The organism is Streptomyces sp. NPDC051364, assembly GCF_040682115.1.
Taxonomy (GTDB): domain Bacteria; phylum Actinomycetota; class Actinomycetes; order Streptomycetales; family Streptomycetaceae; genus Streptomyces.
Genome location: NZ_JBFBAH010000004.1, coordinates 243,998 through 258,540, shown reverse-complemented (window position 1 = coordinate 258,540; position 14,543 = coordinate 243,998). Strand labels below are relative to the sequence as shown.

13 protein-coding genes are annotated in these 14,543 nt (G+C 71.2%); 9 read left to right on the top strand and 4 right to left on the bottom strand.

Going from position 1 to position 14,543, the window contains the following annotated elements; genetic code table 11:
• Positions 1 to 97: 97 nt before the first annotated feature.
• Positions 98 to 1,204, bottom strand: a complete 1,107-nt coding sequence (locus AB0M76_RS10860) for a ThiF family adenylyltransferase (RefSeq protein ID WP_365952544.1) — start codon at positions 1,202 to 1,204, stop codon at positions 98 to 100.
• A gap of 211 nt (positions 1,205 to 1,415) precedes the next feature.
• On the opposite strand from AB0M76_RS10860, the gene AB0M76_RS10855 reads away from it, so the two are divergent.
• The 4 genes from AB0M76_RS10855 to AB0M76_RS10840 all read left to right on the top strand — a co-directional run bounded on the left by AB0M76_RS10855 (position 1,416) and on the right by AB0M76_RS10840 (position 5,266).
• Positions 1,416 to 1,955, top strand: a complete 540-nt coding sequence (locus tag AB0M76_RS10855; RefSeq protein WP_365952543.1) for a M48 family metallopeptidase — start codon at positions 1,416 to 1,418, stop codon at positions 1,953 to 1,955.
• A gap of 133 nt (positions 1,956 to 2,088) precedes the next feature.
• Positions 2,089 to 3,792 (top strand): TerD family protein, encoded by a 1,704-nt coding sequence (locus AB0M76_RS10850; RefSeq protein ID WP_365952542.1) that lies wholly within the window; start codon positions 2,089 to 2,091, stop codon positions 3,790 to 3,792.
• 20 nt (positions 3,793 to 3,812) lie between these two features.
• On the top strand, positions 3,813 to 4,493 hold the full coding sequence (locus tag AB0M76_RS10845; RefSeq protein WP_030291234.1) for an AIM24 family protein: 681 nt from the start codon (positions 3,813 to 3,815) through the stop codon (positions 4,491 to 4,493).
• A gap of 17 nt (positions 4,494 to 4,510) precedes the next feature.
• The gene (locus AB0M76_RS10840; protein ID WP_365952541.1) at positions 4,511 to 5,266 is read left to right on the top strand and encodes an AIM24 family protein; all 756 of its coding nucleotides are present in this window, start codon (positions 4,511 to 4,513) and stop codon (positions 5,264 to 5,266) included.
• Positions 5,267 to 5,348: 82 nt separating this feature from the next.
• On the opposite strand, the gene AB0M76_RS10835 is transcribed toward AB0M76_RS10840, so the two are convergent.
• A complete protein-coding gene (locus AB0M76_RS10835) occupies positions 5,349 to 5,873 on the bottom strand; it encodes an NUDIX hydrolase (RefSeq protein WP_266663981.1) in 525 nt (174 codons plus the stop codon).
• Positions 5,870 to 7,303 carry a zinc-dependent metalloprotease gene (locus AB0M76_RS10830; protein ID WP_365952540.1) on the bottom strand — a complete coding sequence of 478 codons (1,434 nt, stop codon included), beginning with the start codon at positions 7,301 to 7,303 and terminating at the stop codon, positions 5,870 to 5,872. The genes AB0M76_RS10835 and AB0M76_RS10830 overlap by 4 nt, the downstream gene beginning before the upstream one ends.
• A gap of 191 nt (positions 7,304 to 7,494) precedes the next feature.
• Between AB0M76_RS10830 and AB0M76_RS10825 the strand changes: the two genes are divergently transcribed.
• From AB0M76_RS10825 to AB0M76_RS10810, 4 genes are all read left to right on the top strand, one after another.
• Complete coding sequence (locus AB0M76_RS10825; protein ID WP_365952539.1) at positions 7,495 to 8,649, top strand: SDR family oxidoreductase; 1,155 nt, start codon at positions 7,495 to 7,497, stop codon at positions 8,647 to 8,649.
• A gap of 173 nt (positions 8,650 to 8,822) precedes the next feature.
• Positions 8,823 to 9,284: a molybdenum cofactor biosynthesis protein MoaE gene (locus tag AB0M76_RS10820; RefSeq protein ID WP_266625697.1), complete on the top strand. Its 462-nt coding sequence runs from the start codon at positions 8,823 to 8,825 to the stop codon at positions 9,282 to 9,284.
• A 156-nt stretch (positions 9,285 to 9,440) separates the two neighbouring features.
• A complete protein-coding gene (locus AB0M76_RS10815; protein WP_266663975.1) occupies positions 9,441 to 9,638 on the top strand; it encodes a hypothetical protein in 198 nt (65 codons plus the stop codon).
• Between the two features lie 108 nt (positions 9,639 to 9,746).
• Positions 9,747 to 10,838, top strand: a complete 1,092-nt coding sequence (locus AB0M76_RS10810; protein ID WP_365952538.1) for a PDZ domain-containing protein — start codon at positions 9,747 to 9,749, stop codon at positions 10,836 to 10,838.
• A gap of 33 nt (positions 10,839 to 10,871) precedes the next feature.
• Here AB0M76_RS10810 and AB0M76_RS10805 read toward each other — a convergent pair whose 3' ends face one another.
• The gene (locus tag AB0M76_RS10805) at positions 10,872 to 11,447 is read right to left on the bottom strand and encodes a PPA1309 family protein (RefSeq protein WP_365952537.1); all 576 of its coding nucleotides are present in this window, start codon (positions 11,445 to 11,447) and stop codon (positions 10,872 to 10,874) included.
• Positions 11,448 to 11,589: 142 nt separating this feature from the next.
• On the opposite strand from AB0M76_RS10805, the gene AB0M76_RS10800 reads away from it, so the two are divergent.
• Positions 11,590 to 14,466, top strand: a complete 2,877-nt coding sequence (locus tag AB0M76_RS10800; RefSeq protein WP_365952761.1) for a UPF0182 family protein — start codon at positions 11,590 to 11,592, stop codon at positions 14,464 to 14,466.
• Positions 14,467 to 14,543 lie beyond the last annotated feature (77 nt).

Below are 14,543 nucleotides of genomic sequence, written 5' to 3'. Positions count from 1 at the left end.
GGCATCCACCTCCATCGGACAGCATGACCGGACAGCGGATCGAGCGGTGAGCGGGAGGGCGGGCGCGACGGACGGCTTGCGTCGCCTCGTAAGAGCCTCATGACCCCACCGCCTGCTCCGCCGGGACCCGGGCCGCTGCGCAGGGGCAGGCGGCGTGGGGGTGCAGAGGGGTCCGTTCCCAGTGGAGGCCTGGGAGGGCGGCCTCCCAGCGGGAGGCCGTGGAGGCGGGGAGTTCGCCGTCGAGGAAGGACAGGGCGTGGGCCGCGGCGAGGCCGGCCACCGCCGTGGCCAGGCCCAGGTCGCAGGCCGCGGTGGTCCGGCGGCGGTGCGCCGAGCGCCACTGGACCAGCATCCGTGGCCAGGCCGGGTCCGCCTCGACCCGGTCGCGTTCCATGCAGCCCGCGCACGCCGTGACGCCCGGCAGCACCAGCGGCCCCACCAGCCCGGTGCCCTCCAGCACCCCGGCATACAGATGCGGGGTGCCCGTGGCGATCCAGTCGGCCGCGAGACCCGGATCCGGGGCCCACGCCTGCAGGCCGTCCCGGGGCGCGACCACCACCAGGGACACCCCCGGCTCGGGCCCCTCGTGCTCGGTGGTCCGCGGCGCGCGCCCCGGGGCCGATGAGCGGACCAGCCCGGCAGCGGCCTCCGCCCGCAGCCGGCCAATGCTGCCGGGCCCCAGCCCGCCCGGAGCCACATCCGCCGCCTCCACCCGGCCGCCGTCGAGGACCTCGACCCGGCCCACGCCCGCCCCCGCCAGGACCCCGGCGATCACCCCGCCGACCCGGCCGCTCCCGCGCACCTGGACCCGTATGGCCCGGCGCGCCGCAACACCCCGCAAGTCCCCTCCCGGGTCCCGGTGGACCAGCGAGAGCGAGCCCACATCGGGCCCGAGCCGCTCCAGGGTCTCCGGCCGCTTGCGCACCGCCTGGGCCCGCGGCCCACCCGCGGTCGCATCGTCCAGCAGCCCGGCCGCCGCCAGCCTCCGCACCAGCGCGTCCACCTGCCCCTCCGGCAGCCCCACGGCCGCCGCCTCCGCGCGCAGCAGCTCCATGCCCCGCGTTCCGTCGATCCGGTCGAGGAGCGATCCCGTCGCCGTGTCCACCGGGCCGAGCACCACCGCATGCGCAGGCGTCACCCCGAACTGCACCGTCTGCAGATCCCGCCACGCCCTCGCCAGCGCCGGCTTCACCTTCGGATACATGGCTTTCCCCCCTCGTACGAACTCCGCTTCTTTCCCTTCCCCTGCAGAGTGCCCGCCCGCCGCATTCCGTGCGCGCATTTGTCCACAGGCAAGGGTTATTAGGCATATGAGATGGAGAAAAAGGGTGTTTCCTGTACCGGCTCCGAATCGATCATGTTCGAACCGTGGAGCAGGGCGACTTCCGCCACGGCGAGCGGGTACGGTCTTGGGCGTGTCCGCCGACCCACAGCAGCGCGCCGTCGAAGTCCGCCGGAGCGCGCGCCGCCGCAGGACCGTATCCGCCTATCGCGAGGGTGACCGTACGGTCGTCCTCATCCCTGCCCGGATGTCCGAGGCCGAGGAGCAGCGCTGGGTGGGGGTCATGCTTGACAAGCTGGCCACGCAGGAGAGCAAGCGCACCCTCGGGGACGCGGAACTCACCGAGCGCGCCGAGCGTTTGTCCGAGCAGTACTTCAGCGCCCGTGCCCGCCCCTGCTCGGTGCGCTGGGTCACCAACCAGAACACCCGCTGGGGCTCCTGCACCCCGGCCGAAGGCAGCATCCGGCTCTCGCACCGCCTCCAGGGGATGCCGGAGTACGTCGTCGACTACGTGCTGCTCCATGAACTCGCCCACCTGCTCGTGCCCGGCCACGGCCCCCGCTTCTGGGAACTGCTCGAGGCCTACCCGCGCACCGAGCGGGCCCGCGGCTACCTCGAGGGAGTGGTCGCCGCCGAGCGCCTCCCCAAGGTCCCGGCGGCCCGCGAGGAATGACCCCGCCCGCGCACCGTCGGGCGCGGACGTCTCGATATGTACCGGGTCGGTACCGGCTTGGCCGGATGTCGGTAGATGCGGCTAGCCTGAGCGGCACGCATTTCACTGTCGGGATGGGGGACGGTCGTTACGTATGGCCAGGGAATTCCAACGCGGTCACAAGGCCAAGATCAGCGATCTGACGGCAGGCACCGATCTGTACGTGGGCGTCCAGATCGCCGGCCCCGGGCTCGCCTTCGACATCAGCTGCTTCGGTCTCGACGCCAATGAGCAGTTGTCGGACGACCGTTACTTCGTCTTCTACAACCAGCCGAAGTCGCCTGAGGAGTCCATTCAGCAGCTCGGCACGCAGGCCGGCGACACCGAGTCCTTCCGGGTGACGCTGGACCGCGTTCCGGCGGGCATCCACAAGCTGTCCTTCACCGCCACGATCGACGGCGCCGGGCAGATGTCGCAGATCGGCCCGGGTTACATCCGGATCGTGGCCGGCGGCGAGGAAGTCGTCCGGTACTCGTTCACGGGCGCGGAGTTCAGTACCGAGCGCGCGGTGATGCTCGGCGACTTCTACCTCAAGGACGTGTGGCGCTTCGCCGCCGTCGGCCAGGGCTTCGACGGCGGACTCGCCGCACTGCTGAAGAACTTCGGCGGCGAGGTCGCCGAGGAGGACCAGGCGCAGGCCCAGCAGCAGCCGCAGGCCCCCGCCCAGGCCCAGGCCGGCGCCGCGCCGGGATTCGCCCCGCCGCCGCAGGCCGCCGCCCCGGCGCCGTCCTTCGGCTCTCCGGTCCAAGCCCCGCAGGCACCCCAGGCCCCGCAGGCACCCCAGGCCCCGCACGTCCCGCAGCCGGCCCCGGCCCCCGCGCCCGCCCCCGTGCACTCGGCCCCGACCATGGTCGGCCCGATCACCACCCCGCAGGCCCCCGCGCCGTACGGCCAGCCGCCCCACGCCCCGCAGCCGCCCGGCCCGCCGTCGTACGGCCGGCAGCCGCAGCCCTCGTACGGCCAGATGCCCGGCCACGGCCAGGTCCCGCCGCCCGCCCCGGCCCCCGCGCCGTACGGCCAGCAGCCCCCCGGCTACGGCCAGGTCCCCGGCCAGCAGCCGCCCCCGTACGGCCAGGCGCCCGGGCAGATGCCCGGCCAGCAGCCCGGCTACGGCCAGGGTGCCCCGCAGGCCGCCGGCGCCGGCCTCGCGGCCGCCCTCCAGCCGTACAAGGAAGTCCCCACCGGCACCCGCTGGACCGCGCAGAACCAGCAGCTCATGCGGGTCGACCTGGCGATGGGCGGCCAGCCCGTCCTCGCCCGCCAGGGCAGCATGGTCCTCTACCAGGGCAAGGTCGACTTCAGCTACAAGGGCGCGGGCTTCGCCGGCCGTATCGTCGGCAACGCCACCGGCCAGGAGATGCAGCTGATGCGCTGCAGCGGCCGCGGCCAGGTCTTCCTCGCCGAGAACGGCGCGCACCTGCACGCCATCGAGCTCCAGGGCGACGGAATCTGCGTCTCCGCCGAGAGTGTCCTCGCCTTCGACGAGTCCCTCCAGCACGAGGTCCGTCGCATCGAGGGCCACGGCATCCCCGGCGGCGCCCTGTTCACCATGCTGTTCCAGGGCTCCGGCACGGTGATCGTCAAGACGCACGGCACGCCGGTCGTGCTGCCCGTCACCCCGACCACCTTCGCCGACAGCAACGCCATCGTCGCGTGGTCCGCGGCCTCCCAGGTGATCGTCTCCAGCCAGGTCCGGCTGCGGCGCAACGCCTACCCCGGCCACAGCGGGGAGACCGTGAACCTCCAGTTCCGCGGCGCTCCCGGCAACTTCATCGTCGTCCAGCCGTACGAGGTCTGAGGGAGCCCGTCATGAACGCAATGAACCAGCAGCTCGCGGGCTACGCCCCCACCCCCGTCACGGCCCGCATGGAGAACCACGGCCGGGCCATGCTCAAGGTCGCCATGCAGAGCGGCCAGGACCTCTTCGCGCGCACCGGATCGATGGTCGCGTACGAGGGCTTCGTCCAGTACGAGCCCAACCCGCCGGCCCTGCGCCAGATGGCCTCGCAGTGGCTCACCGGCGAGGGCGCCCCGCTGATGAAGTGCACCGGCGACGGCCTGCTCTACCTCGCGGACTACGGCGCCGACGTCGTCGTGATCAACCTCAACAACGACGCGCTGTCGGTCAACGGCACCAACCTGCTCGCCTTCGACGCCCACCTCCAGTGGGGCGTCGAACGGGTCAAGGGCATGGCCAAGTTCGCCGGCCAGGGCCTGTTCAACGTGCAGGTCGCCGGCACCGGATGGGTTGCGATCACCTCCCGCGGCACCCCGATCGTGGTCGACTGCGGCCGCGGCGAGGACGAGACGTACGTCGACCCCGACGCGCTCGTCGCCTGGTCCCCGAACCTCAAGGTGAAGGGCAAGCGCAGCTTCAAGGCCTCGTCGATGATCGGCCGGGGCAGCGGGGAGGCCTACCAGATGGCCTTCTCCGGCCAAGGCATCGTCGTCGTACAGCCCAGCGAGGACAGCACCGACCGGCTCCGGACCCGGGGCTGAGGGGGAGCGGACACATCATGCAGAGCGCACTTTTCGCCCACGCCGAGGCGCAGTCCCAGGAGCGGTACGCCGTCCAGAACCCGCAGCTGCTGCGGGTGACCCTGACCGGCTCCGACGACGTACTCGCCCGCAAGGGCGCGATGGTCGCCTACCAGGGGATCATCGACTTCGACGGCGAGTACCAGAGCACCACCCAGCGCACCGCCCGCGCCCGCACCGGCGAGGGCCTCGACCTGATGCGCTGCTCCGGGCAGGGCACGGTCTACCTGGCCAACCTCGCCCAGTACGTGCACGTCGTGGACGTGGACCAGGACGGCCTGACCGTCGACAGCAGCTACGTGCTGGCCCTGGACTCCACCCTGCACACCGAGGCCATCGCGGTGGACAGCCAGTACGGGATCTCCGGCTCCGGCAAGTACCAGCTCAACATCTCCGGTCGCGGCAAGGTCGCGCTGATGACCTCCGGGCAGCCGCTGATGATGCAGGTCACGCCCGACAAGTACGTCAACGCCGACGCGGACGCCATCGTCGCCTGGTCCACCTCGCTGCGCGTGCAGATGCAGGCCCAGACGCACTCCACCGGCGTCTGGCGGCGCCGCGGCAACACCGGCGAGGGCTGGGAGCTCAGCTTCCTCGGCACCGGCTTCGCGCTGGTGCAGCCGAGCGAGGTGCTGCCGCCGCAGAACGCCCAGCTCGGGCAGGGCCTCGCCGCGCAGTACGGCATGGGCCAGCACGGCGCCCACGCGCAGAACCAGAACAACGCCTGGAACTAGCGCGCCGTAACGGCATACGGAAGGGGCGGCTCCGCGGATGCGGGGCCGCCCCTTCCGTCGTTCCGGGGCGTCGTTCCGGGGGTCAGAGCCGCGCCCGGGTCGCCTCCATCAGCCGGACGACCGAGGTGTCGGCCACCGCCGCCACCTCCTCGTACGGGAACCAGCGCAGGTCCAGCGACTCCTCGCTGATCTCCGCCACCGCGTCGGCCGGCGCCAGCGCCGCGTACTGCACGTCCAGGTGCCAGTTGCACGGCGCCGGGATCGGGTGCCGGTCCAGCCGTACGGGGCCGCCCGGCAGCAGGGTCAGCCCGGAGGTGATGCCCGACTCCTCGACGGCCTCGCGCAGCGCGGCCCCGGCGAGGGTGGTGTCCTCGGGCTCGCAGTGCCCGCCCATCTGGAGCCAGATGCCGAGCTTCTTGTGCAGCGTCAGCAGGACGCGCCCGCCCGCCGGGTCGACGACCAGCGCGCTGCCGGTGATGTGCCCGGCCCGGCACGGCTTGTAGACCCCGTCGGGGTGCTCGGCCAGGTGTTCCAGATAGAGGTCTCGCAGCTCGGGCTGGCCCTCGTACCCCTTGAGGACCAGCACCGCGTCGTCGTACAGGCTCACTTCTTCGCTTCACCCTCGCCGTCGGAATCGCCGTCGCCCTGCTTGCCCTGGTCGCGCTTCTGCGCCGCCTCCCCGAGCATCTTGTCGATCTCGGAGAAGTCCAGCTGCTCGCGGTGCACGAACCCGTCCGGGTCGTCCAGGTCGGAAGCCGTCGGCAGCATGTCCGGGTGCTCCCACAGCCCGTCGCGGCCGTCCACGCCGCGCGCGTCGGTCAGCGAGGCCCACAGCCGCGAGGCGTCCCGCAGCCGGCGCGGGCGCAGCTCCAGCCCGACCAGCGTCGCGAAGGTCTGCTCCGCCGGACCGCCCGAGGCACGCCGCCGGCGCATGGTCTCGCGCATGGCGTCGGCCGAGGTCAGCCGGGGCTTGGCCGCCTCGTGCACGACCGCGTCCACCCAGCCCTCGACCAGCGCGAGCGCCGTCTCCAGGCGGGCCAGCGCGGCCTTCTGCTCGGGGGTGTCCTGGGGCTGGAACATGCCGCCCTGCAGGGCTTCCTGCAGCTGCTCCGGGTTCGACGGGTCGAGCTGGCCGACCACGTCCTCCAGCTTCGAGGTGTCGACCTTGATTCCCCGCGCGTACCCCTCGACCGCGCCGAACAGGTGCGAGCGCAGCCACGGCACGTGCGCGAAGAGCCGGGCGTGGGCCGCCTCGCGCAGCGCCAGGTACAGCCGCACCTCCTCGGGGGGGACGCCCAGGTCCTTGCCGAAGCTCTCGATGTTCAGCGGCAGCAGGGCGGCCTTGCCGGCCGGGCCCAGCGGCAGGCCGATGTCGGTCGAGCCGACGACCTCGCCCGCGAGCACGCCCACGGCCTGGCCGATCTGCTGGCCGAACATGGCCCCGCCCATCGAGCGCATCATGCCGAGCAGCGGACCCGCCATGGCCTGCATCTCCTCGGGCAGCACGCTGCCCATGGCCGCGCCGACGCGCTCGGCGACCGGGTCCACGAGCTCCTTCCACACCGGGAGGGTCGCCTCGACCCACTCGGCGCGGCTCCACGCGACGGCCGTGGTGGCGCCCGAGGGCAGCGAGGTCACCCCGTCCAGCCAGTGGTCGGCGAGGCGCACGGCCTCCTCGACGGCGGACTTCTCGGCGACGCCGACGCTCGTGTCCTTCACGCCGTCCGCCGTGCCCTGGGCGACGGTCTGGCGGGCGATGTCCTTGGCCATGTCCCAGTTCACGGGACCGCCCTCGTAGCTGAGCATCTGGCCGAGCTGCTGGAAGGCCGCGCCCAGGTCGTCCGGGTTCATCGAGCCGAACATCGCCGCGAACGGATTGTCCGCGCCGCCGGGGCCTCCGGCGCCGCCCGGCAGGCCCATGCCCGGGAACCCGAACGGATTCGGGCCGCCCTGACCGCCCTGATTGCCCTTCTTGCCCTCGTCGCCGTTCTCCGGCTCCTCCGGCGGAAGGCCGAATCCGAATGGGGTGTCGCTCACGGGTTTCCTCGGCTCGTAGGGCCGCCGGCAAGGCCGACGGGAAATGGTCCGACAACACCACCCAGCGTAGACACCACACCCGCTTCCGGGCTCGGTGCTCCGCCGACTCCTGGGCTGCGGCAGGATGGACATCACCTGGTAGGTACGCGTCACGACGCGTCCCTACTGAAGACAACCGCTGGAGACGCCTGGTGAGTTCCCCAGATCCGCAGGTTCGCGCGCCGCACGACGCCGAAAACCGCCCTGAGCACGGTGAGAGCGCCCATGGCGTTCGCCAGCCGCGAAACCAGCCGACACGAGGCCCTGTGATCGCCGTGACCGGCGCCGCCTCCGGGGTCGGGGCCGCCCTGGTGGCCCGCCTGGCCGCCTCCGACGAGGTCAAGCAGGTCGTGGCGATCGACGAGCGGCGCGGTGACTGCGCGGCCGCGCAGTGGCACGTCCTGGACGTACGGGACCCCGCGATCGCCGAGAAGCTGCGCGGCGCCGACGTGGTCGTGCACCTGGCGCTGGACCTCGACCTCGAGACGGACCCGGCGGCCCGTACGGCATACAACGTGCGCGGGACCCAGACCGTCCTGACGGCCGCCGCGGCGGCGGGGGTGCACCGGGTCGTGCTGTGCACCTCGGCGATGGTCTACGGGGCGCTGCCGGACAACGACATTCCGTTGTCGGAGGACTCCGAGCTGCGGGCCACGGCCGAGGCGACCGGCGTCGGCGACCTGCTGGAGATCGAGCGGCTGGGCCGCCGGGCGCCCCGGGCGCACCCCGGCCTGAACGTCACGGTGGTCCGCCCCGCGGTCCTGGTCGGCGGCACGGACACCGCCCTGACCCGCTATTTCGAGTCCCCGCGCCTGCTGGTGGTGGCCGGTTCCCGGCCGACCTGGCAGTTCTGCCACGTCGAGGACCTGGTCAGCGCGCTGGAGTACGCCGCCCTGGAGAAGGTCGAGGGCGAGCTCGCGGTGGGCTGCGAGGGCTGGCTGGAGCAGGAGGAGGTCGAGGAGCTGAGCGGCATCCGCCGCATGGAGCTGCCGTCGGCGGTCGCGCTGGGCGCGGCGGCCCGGCTGCACCGGATCGGCCTGACGCCGTCCCCGGCGGGCGACCTCGCGTACACGATGCACCCGTGGGTGGTCAGCGTCAGCGGGCTGCACGCGGCGGGCTGGCGGCCGCGCTGGACCAACGAGGAGGTGCTGGCCGAGCTCCTCCAGGAGGTCGCGGGCCGGCACACGGTCGCGGGCCGCCGCCTGGGCCGCAAGGACGCCACCGCCGCGGGCGCCGCGGGCGCGACGGTCGCCCTGCTGGGCGCCGCCGCAGTGGTCCGCGCCGCCCGCCGCCGTCGAGGCCTCTGACCCCCCGGCCCGGGCTCGGCGCCTCGCCCCGGGCCCGGCGGGCGGTGGGTGCCTCGGTCCGTTGCGGTGTGCGGAGCGAGCGGGGGTTCTGTAGGAGGCTCCATATCTGCAGGTCGTACAGCCGGTCGAATTGGCTATTCCGGGATGTGAGAGCGGTGGTGCACGATGGCTGCATGGCACCGCACTTCGACCACCCCGGCGAGCAGGCCGCTTCGGACCCGATCCGGCTGCTCGAGATCCGTGAGACCCCGCTCTCGATCGACGAGGTCTTCACGGCCGTCGGCGACGACGCGACGGGCGGTACGACGCTCTTCGTCGGAACGGTGCGCAACCACGACAGTGGGGCGGACGTCGACGCGCTCGGCTACTCCTGCCACCCGACGGCCGAGGCCGAGATGCGCCGCGTCGCCGAGCGCGTGGTGGCCAAGTACCCGGTCCGCGCCCTGGCCGCCGTCCACCGGGTCGGCGACCTGTCCGTCGGCGATCTCGCGGTGATCGTGGCCGTGTCCTGCCCGCACCGCGGCGAGGCCTTCGAGGCCTGCCGGATGCTGATCGACGACCTGAAGCACGAGGTCCCGATCTGGAAGCACCAAACCTTCTCCGACGGCACGGAGGAGTGGGTCGGCGCCTGCTGATCAGGTCGGGGGACCCGGGCGCGGGGAGGTTTTCGCGAACCGGTACTGTCCCACCCGTTCGGCCGCGCAACACGCCCTCGATTTGCGTAACCCCCTCCCGGGCACGAGCGTTGAAGCCACCAACGACACGTACTTTCGGGGCAGGGAGGCACGTCCATGGCGTCATTGGCGTGGTTGCTGATTCCGCTGTTCGCCGCGATCGGAGCGGCGATATGGGGCAGCTGGGCGGCGCGCGACCGCACTCAAGGTGACATATCCGAACTCGCGGGCTACGCGAGGTTCCGTGAAGCGATGGACAAGGCCGATCAGGCCAGGGCGAAGGCAGCGGCCCATTCCGGTTCCGACGCGGTATGACGCGTCCCGGGCGAGGCCCCCTGAGAATCCGCTGAGAGTTCCGCGTACGGCCCCCGTACGTACCGGCCCCGGCGGCCGCCCGTCAGGGCCGTCCCGTACTGTCGATCCATGCCACGCCGCACTGCGACGATGCTCGCTTCCACCCTCATGCTGTTCGCGCTGCTCTGCGCAGGGGTGTTCATCAAGGTCCCGTACTCGGAAATGAGCCCGGGCCCGACGGTGAACACGCTCGGGGACTCGCGAGGCGAGCCCGTCATCAGCATCGCGGACCACAAGACGTACCCGGCCGGCGGGCACCTCAACATGACGACGGTCCGCGTCACGGGCGCCGACTACGACATGAACCTGCTCGAAGCGGTCTACGGCTGGCTGTCCGACGACAACATCGTCGTCCCGCACGAGAACCTCTACCCGGACGGGAAGACGGAGGAGCAGTCCACCCAGGAGAACGCGGAGGAGTTCAGCCAGTCGCAGGAGAGCGCCAAGGTGGCGGCCCTCAAGCAGCTGGGCACGCCGGGGGTCAGCACCCGCGTCGTGGTCTCCACCGTCGTCAAGGGCAGCCCCGCCGAGGGCAGACTGCACGCCGGTGACGTGATCCGGGCCGTCGACGGCAGCCCGGTCAACGCCCCCGAGGACGTGGCCAAGCTCGTCACCAAGCACAAGGCCGGCGAGCCGGTCGAGTTCACCATCGTGCCCGTGGCCGAGGCGGCCGAGGCCGAGAAGGCGCACCGCGAGCCCACCGGGTCGACCAAGGTCGTGATCACCACCGCCAAGGCGGAGGGCGACGGGCACGCCATCGTCGGCATCCGGGCGGGCACCGACCACACATTCCCGTTCACGATCGACATCAAGCTCGCCGACGTCGGCGGCCCGAGCGCGGGCCTGATGTTCGCCCTCGGCATCGTCGACAAGCTCACCCCGGGCGATCTCACCGGCGGCAAGTTCGTCGCGGGCACCGGCACCATCGACGACGCGGGCAAGGTCGGCCCCATCGGCGGCATCCAGATGAAGACGATCGGCGCCCGCCAGGCCGGCGCCGAGTACTTCCTGACGCCCGCCGAGAACTGCTCCTCCGCCGCCCAGCACATCCCCGACGGCCTGACCCTCGTGAAGGTCTCCACCATCGGCGACGCCACGAAGGCACTGGAGAAGATCAGCAAGGGGGACACGGCCGGGCTGCCGCAGTGCGGCAAGCCCTGACCGGTCCGCCGGGAACGGGTCGGCCGGACCCGCTCAGTCCAGGAACGTCGCGGCCAGCGCGTCGGCCAGGCCCGGGACCAGGCTCGCGCCGGTCAGCACCTCGGTCGACGAGTCCTTCTCGCGCAGGCGTACGGCCGACTCCCGCGACCCGTCGCGCAGCACGCCCACGGTGAGCCGCACCTCCTGCCGGTCCGGGTGTGCGGCGACCCACTTGGCCAGCTGCTTGTCGCCCAGCCCCTCCGGTACGGAGGCCTCCGCGGACGGCGGCAGCATCAGCCGCTCCACCGTCAGCGCGCAGCCGACGATCGACGCGGGCCAGGCGATGGTTCCCAGGAACTTGTCCAGCGGCGTGCCCTTCGGCACCTCGTCCTGCTCGATCGGGGTCAGCTGGCTCTTTCCCGCGTCGTCCTGGTCGAGGCCGAGCTGGCTCGCGAGCCGGGGCTCCGACGTGCGGAGCCTGGCGGTGTCGACGAGCGCGAAGAGCCGGGCGGGCTTGTCCCAGCCGAGGGTGGAGGCGTACTCGTCGATCTCGAGGACGGCACGCGTCAGGGGGGTGGCGGCCATCGGCGTGCCGCCCGGGGAAGGCGAAAGGTTGGACATGGACAACATCCTGCCTCCTCTCCACCCGATAACGGGAACTGACTAAAGCCTCAGTAAGTTGAATGAGTGGGCCCTACCATCGGGGGCCCAGCTTGAGAAATGTCAGTAACGAGACTCAGCGACTTTCGAGGTGCGCACCTTGGCTTTCCAGATGCCGGACCGCGGCGGAGGCCCCTCCGGGCCACGGATGAGAGTCGGCCGCCCCTCCCGGCGTGCCCGAACCCTTCTGATGACCTTGGGCGTACTGGCCGTCCTCGGCATGGCGTTCATCATGTTCGCGGGCTTCTGGACGGACTGGCTCTGGTTCCGCTCCGTGAAGTACTCCACCGTCTTCACCACCACCCTGTGGACCAAGATCGGCCTCTTCGCCGTCTTCGGCCTGCTGATGGCGGGTGCCGTCGGGCTGAACATCTGGCTGGCGTACCGGCTGCGGCCGCCGCTGTCCGCGATGTCGATGGAACAGCAGAGCCTCGACCGGTACCGGATGAGCGTCGCCCCGTACAAGAAGTGGCTGCTCCTCGGGATCGCGGCGCTCGTCGGCATGATCGCGGGTGCCTCGGCGGCGGGCCAGTGGAAGACCTGGCTGATGTACGTGAACGGGGTGCCCTTCGGGCAGAAGGACCCCCAGTTCCACCTGGACGTGTCGTTCTACACCTTCGACCTGCCCTGGTACCGCTTCCTGCTCGGCTTCGGCTTCGCCGCGGTCGTGCTGTCGGTGATCGCCGCGGTCGTCGTCCACTACCTGTACGGCGGGCTGCGCGTGACCAGCCCGGGCGCCCGCGCCACCGCCGCGGCGACCGGGCACCTGTCGGTGCTGCTCGGCCTCTTCGTGACGCTCAAGGCGGTCGCGTACTGGCTCGACCGGTACGGCCTCGCCGTGAAGTCCAGCGACTTCAAGGCCGCGGACAACTGGACCGGCCTGCGCTACGTCGACGCGAACGCGTACCTGCCGGCGAAGACGATCCTCGTCGCCATCGCCGCCATCTGCGCCGTGCTCTTCTTCGCGACGCTGTGGCGCCGCACCTGGCAGCTGCCCGTCATCGGCTTCGGCCTGATGGTGCTCTCGGCGATCCTGATCGGCGGGCTCTACCCGGCGATCGTGCAGAAGTTCCAGGTCCAGCCGAACGAGCAGGCCAAGGAATCGCCGTACGTCGAGAAGAACATCAAGGCGACGCGTGACGCGTACGGGATCGACCAGTCCGACGTGAAGGACTACCCGGGCGTCCCGCAGACCGAGGACAAGACCAAGCTGCGGCAGGCGGCCAACACCACGGCCAGCGTCCGGCTCCTCGACCCGAACATCGTCTCCCCGGCCTTCCAGCAGCTCCAGCAGGTCAAGGGCTACTACGCCTTCCCGTCCACGCTCGCCGTCGACCGGTACAGCGGCCAGGACACGGTCATCGGGCTGCGCGAGCTGAACATCGGCGGCATCCCGAAGAACAACTGGATCAACGACCACTTCAAGTACACGCACGGCTACGGCGTGGTCGCGGCCAAGGGCACCACCGTGAAGGACGGCGCCCCCGACTTCACGCAGTCCGACCTGCCCTCCAAGGGGATGTTCGGCACGGACTTCGAGCAGCGCATCTACTACGGGGAGCAGACGAAGCAGTACTCGATCGTCGGCGGACCGCAGAAGGAGCTCGACTACTCGGACGACAAGGGCGAGAAGGAGACGAGCTACAAGGGCGACTCCGGCGTCAACCTCGACAACCCGGTCAACCGGGCGGCGTACGCGCTCGCGTTCAACGAGCCGCAGATCCTGTACTCCGGCGCCATCGGCGACGGCTCGCGGATCCTCTACCACCGCACGCCCAAGGAGCGCGTCGAGGCCGTCGCCCCGTGGCTGACCATCGACGGCGCCCCGTACCCGGCGGTCATCGACGGCCGGATCAAGTGGATCGTCGACGCGTACACGACGACGAACGGCTACCCGTACGCCTCTCGCACCACGCTGGGCCAGAGCACCGCGGACTCGCTCACCAACAGCCAGCGCGCGGTGGTGGCGCAGGAGAACCAGGTCAACTACATCCGCAACTCGGTCAAGGCCACCGTCGACGCGTACGACGGCACGGTCAGCCTGTACCAGTGGGACACCGAGGACCCCGTCCTGAAGACCTGGATGAAGGCGTTCCCGGGGACGGTCAAGCCCAAGAGCGACATCTCCAAGCCGCTCATGGACCACCTGCGCTACCCGCAGGACCTCTTCAAGGTCCAGCGCGAGCTGCTCACCCGGTACCACGTCACGGACCCGCAGACCTTCCTCAGCGGCAGTGAGGCCTGGGCCGTCCCGGACGACCCGACGACCAAGGCCGGCACGGCGGTCCCGCCGTACTACCTGTCGATGAAGATGCCGGACCAGAAGGAGAAGGACCAGGTCTTCTCGCTCACCACGACGTTCACGCCGAACGAGCGGGACAACCTGAGCGCCTTCATGGCGGTCAACGCCGATCCGGGCACCCCGGACTACGGCAAGATCAGAATCCTGAAGCTGCCGACCAGCAAGCCGGTCGACGGCCCCAAGCAGGTGCAGAGCAAGTTCCAGTCCGAGCCGAAGATCGCCGAGTCGATCCGGCTGCTGCGCGGCGGCGACTCCGAGGTGGAGTACGGCAACCTGCTCGCGGTGCCGCTGGACGGCGGGATGCTGTACGTGGAGCCGGTGTACGTGCGCAGTTCGGGGCTGAAGTACCCGCTGCTGCGCAAGGTGCTGGTGACGTACGGCGGCCAGACCGCGTTCGAGGACTCCCTGGAGAAGGCGCTGAACGTGGTCTTCGGAGCCGAGGCGCCGACGGTGCCCACGACCCCGGTGACCCCGCCCGGCGAGGGCACCACCACGCCCCCGACCGCCACGGACCCGACGGTCAAGACGGCCCTCGACGATGCGAAGAAGGCGATCGAGGCAGCCGAGAAGGCCCGCCAGGCAGGCGACTGGGCGGCCTTCGGCAAGGCTCAGGACGACATCAAGGCGGCGCTGCAGCGGGCGATCGACGCGGAGGCGAAGCTGGCGGCTCCGAAGCCCGGTACGTAGTTGGAAGGGATGCAGCGTTGGAAGGGACGCAGCGTTGGAAGGGACGCAGCGTTGGTAATGGCTCAGTCCCGCGTCGT

Excerpts from the sequence above, each read along its gene's own strand:
- AB0M76_RS10805 (WP_365952537.1), bottom strand. The coding sequence starts at position 11,447 with ATGTTGTCCATGTCCAACCTTTCGCCTTCCCCGGGCGGCACGCCGATG.
- AB0M76_RS10820 (WP_266625697.1), top strand. The coding sequence starts at position 8,823 with ATGGCACCGCACTTCGACCACCCCGGCGAGCAGGCCGCTTCGGACCCG.
- AB0M76_RS10800 (WP_365952761.1), top strand. The coding sequence starts at position 11,590 with ATGCCGGACCGCGGCGGAGGCCCCTCCGGGCCACGGATGAGAGTCGGC.
- AB0M76_RS10850 (WP_365952542.1), top strand. The coding sequence starts at position 2,089 with ATGGCCAGGGAATTCCAACGCGGTCACAAGGCCAAGATCAGCGATCTG.
- AB0M76_RS10810 (WP_365952538.1), top strand. The coding sequence starts at position 9,747 with ATGCCACGCCGCACTGCGACGATGCTCGCTTCCACCCTCATGCTGTTC.
- AB0M76_RS10845 (WP_030291234.1), top strand. The coding sequence starts at position 3,813 with ATGAACCAGCAGCTCGCGGGCTACGCCCCCACCCCCGTCACGGCCCGC.
- AB0M76_RS10860 (WP_365952544.1), bottom strand. The coding sequence starts at position 1,204 with ATGTATCCGAAGGTGAAGCCGGCGCTGGCGAGGGCGTGGCGGGATCTG.
- AB0M76_RS10815 (WP_266663975.1), top strand. The coding sequence starts at position 9,441 with ATGGCGTCATTGGCGTGGTTGCTGATTCCGCTGTTCGCCGCGATCGGA.
- AB0M76_RS10840 (WP_365952541.1), top strand. The coding sequence starts at position 4,511 with ATGCAGAGCGCACTTTTCGCCCACGCCGAGGCGCAGTCCCAGGAGCGG.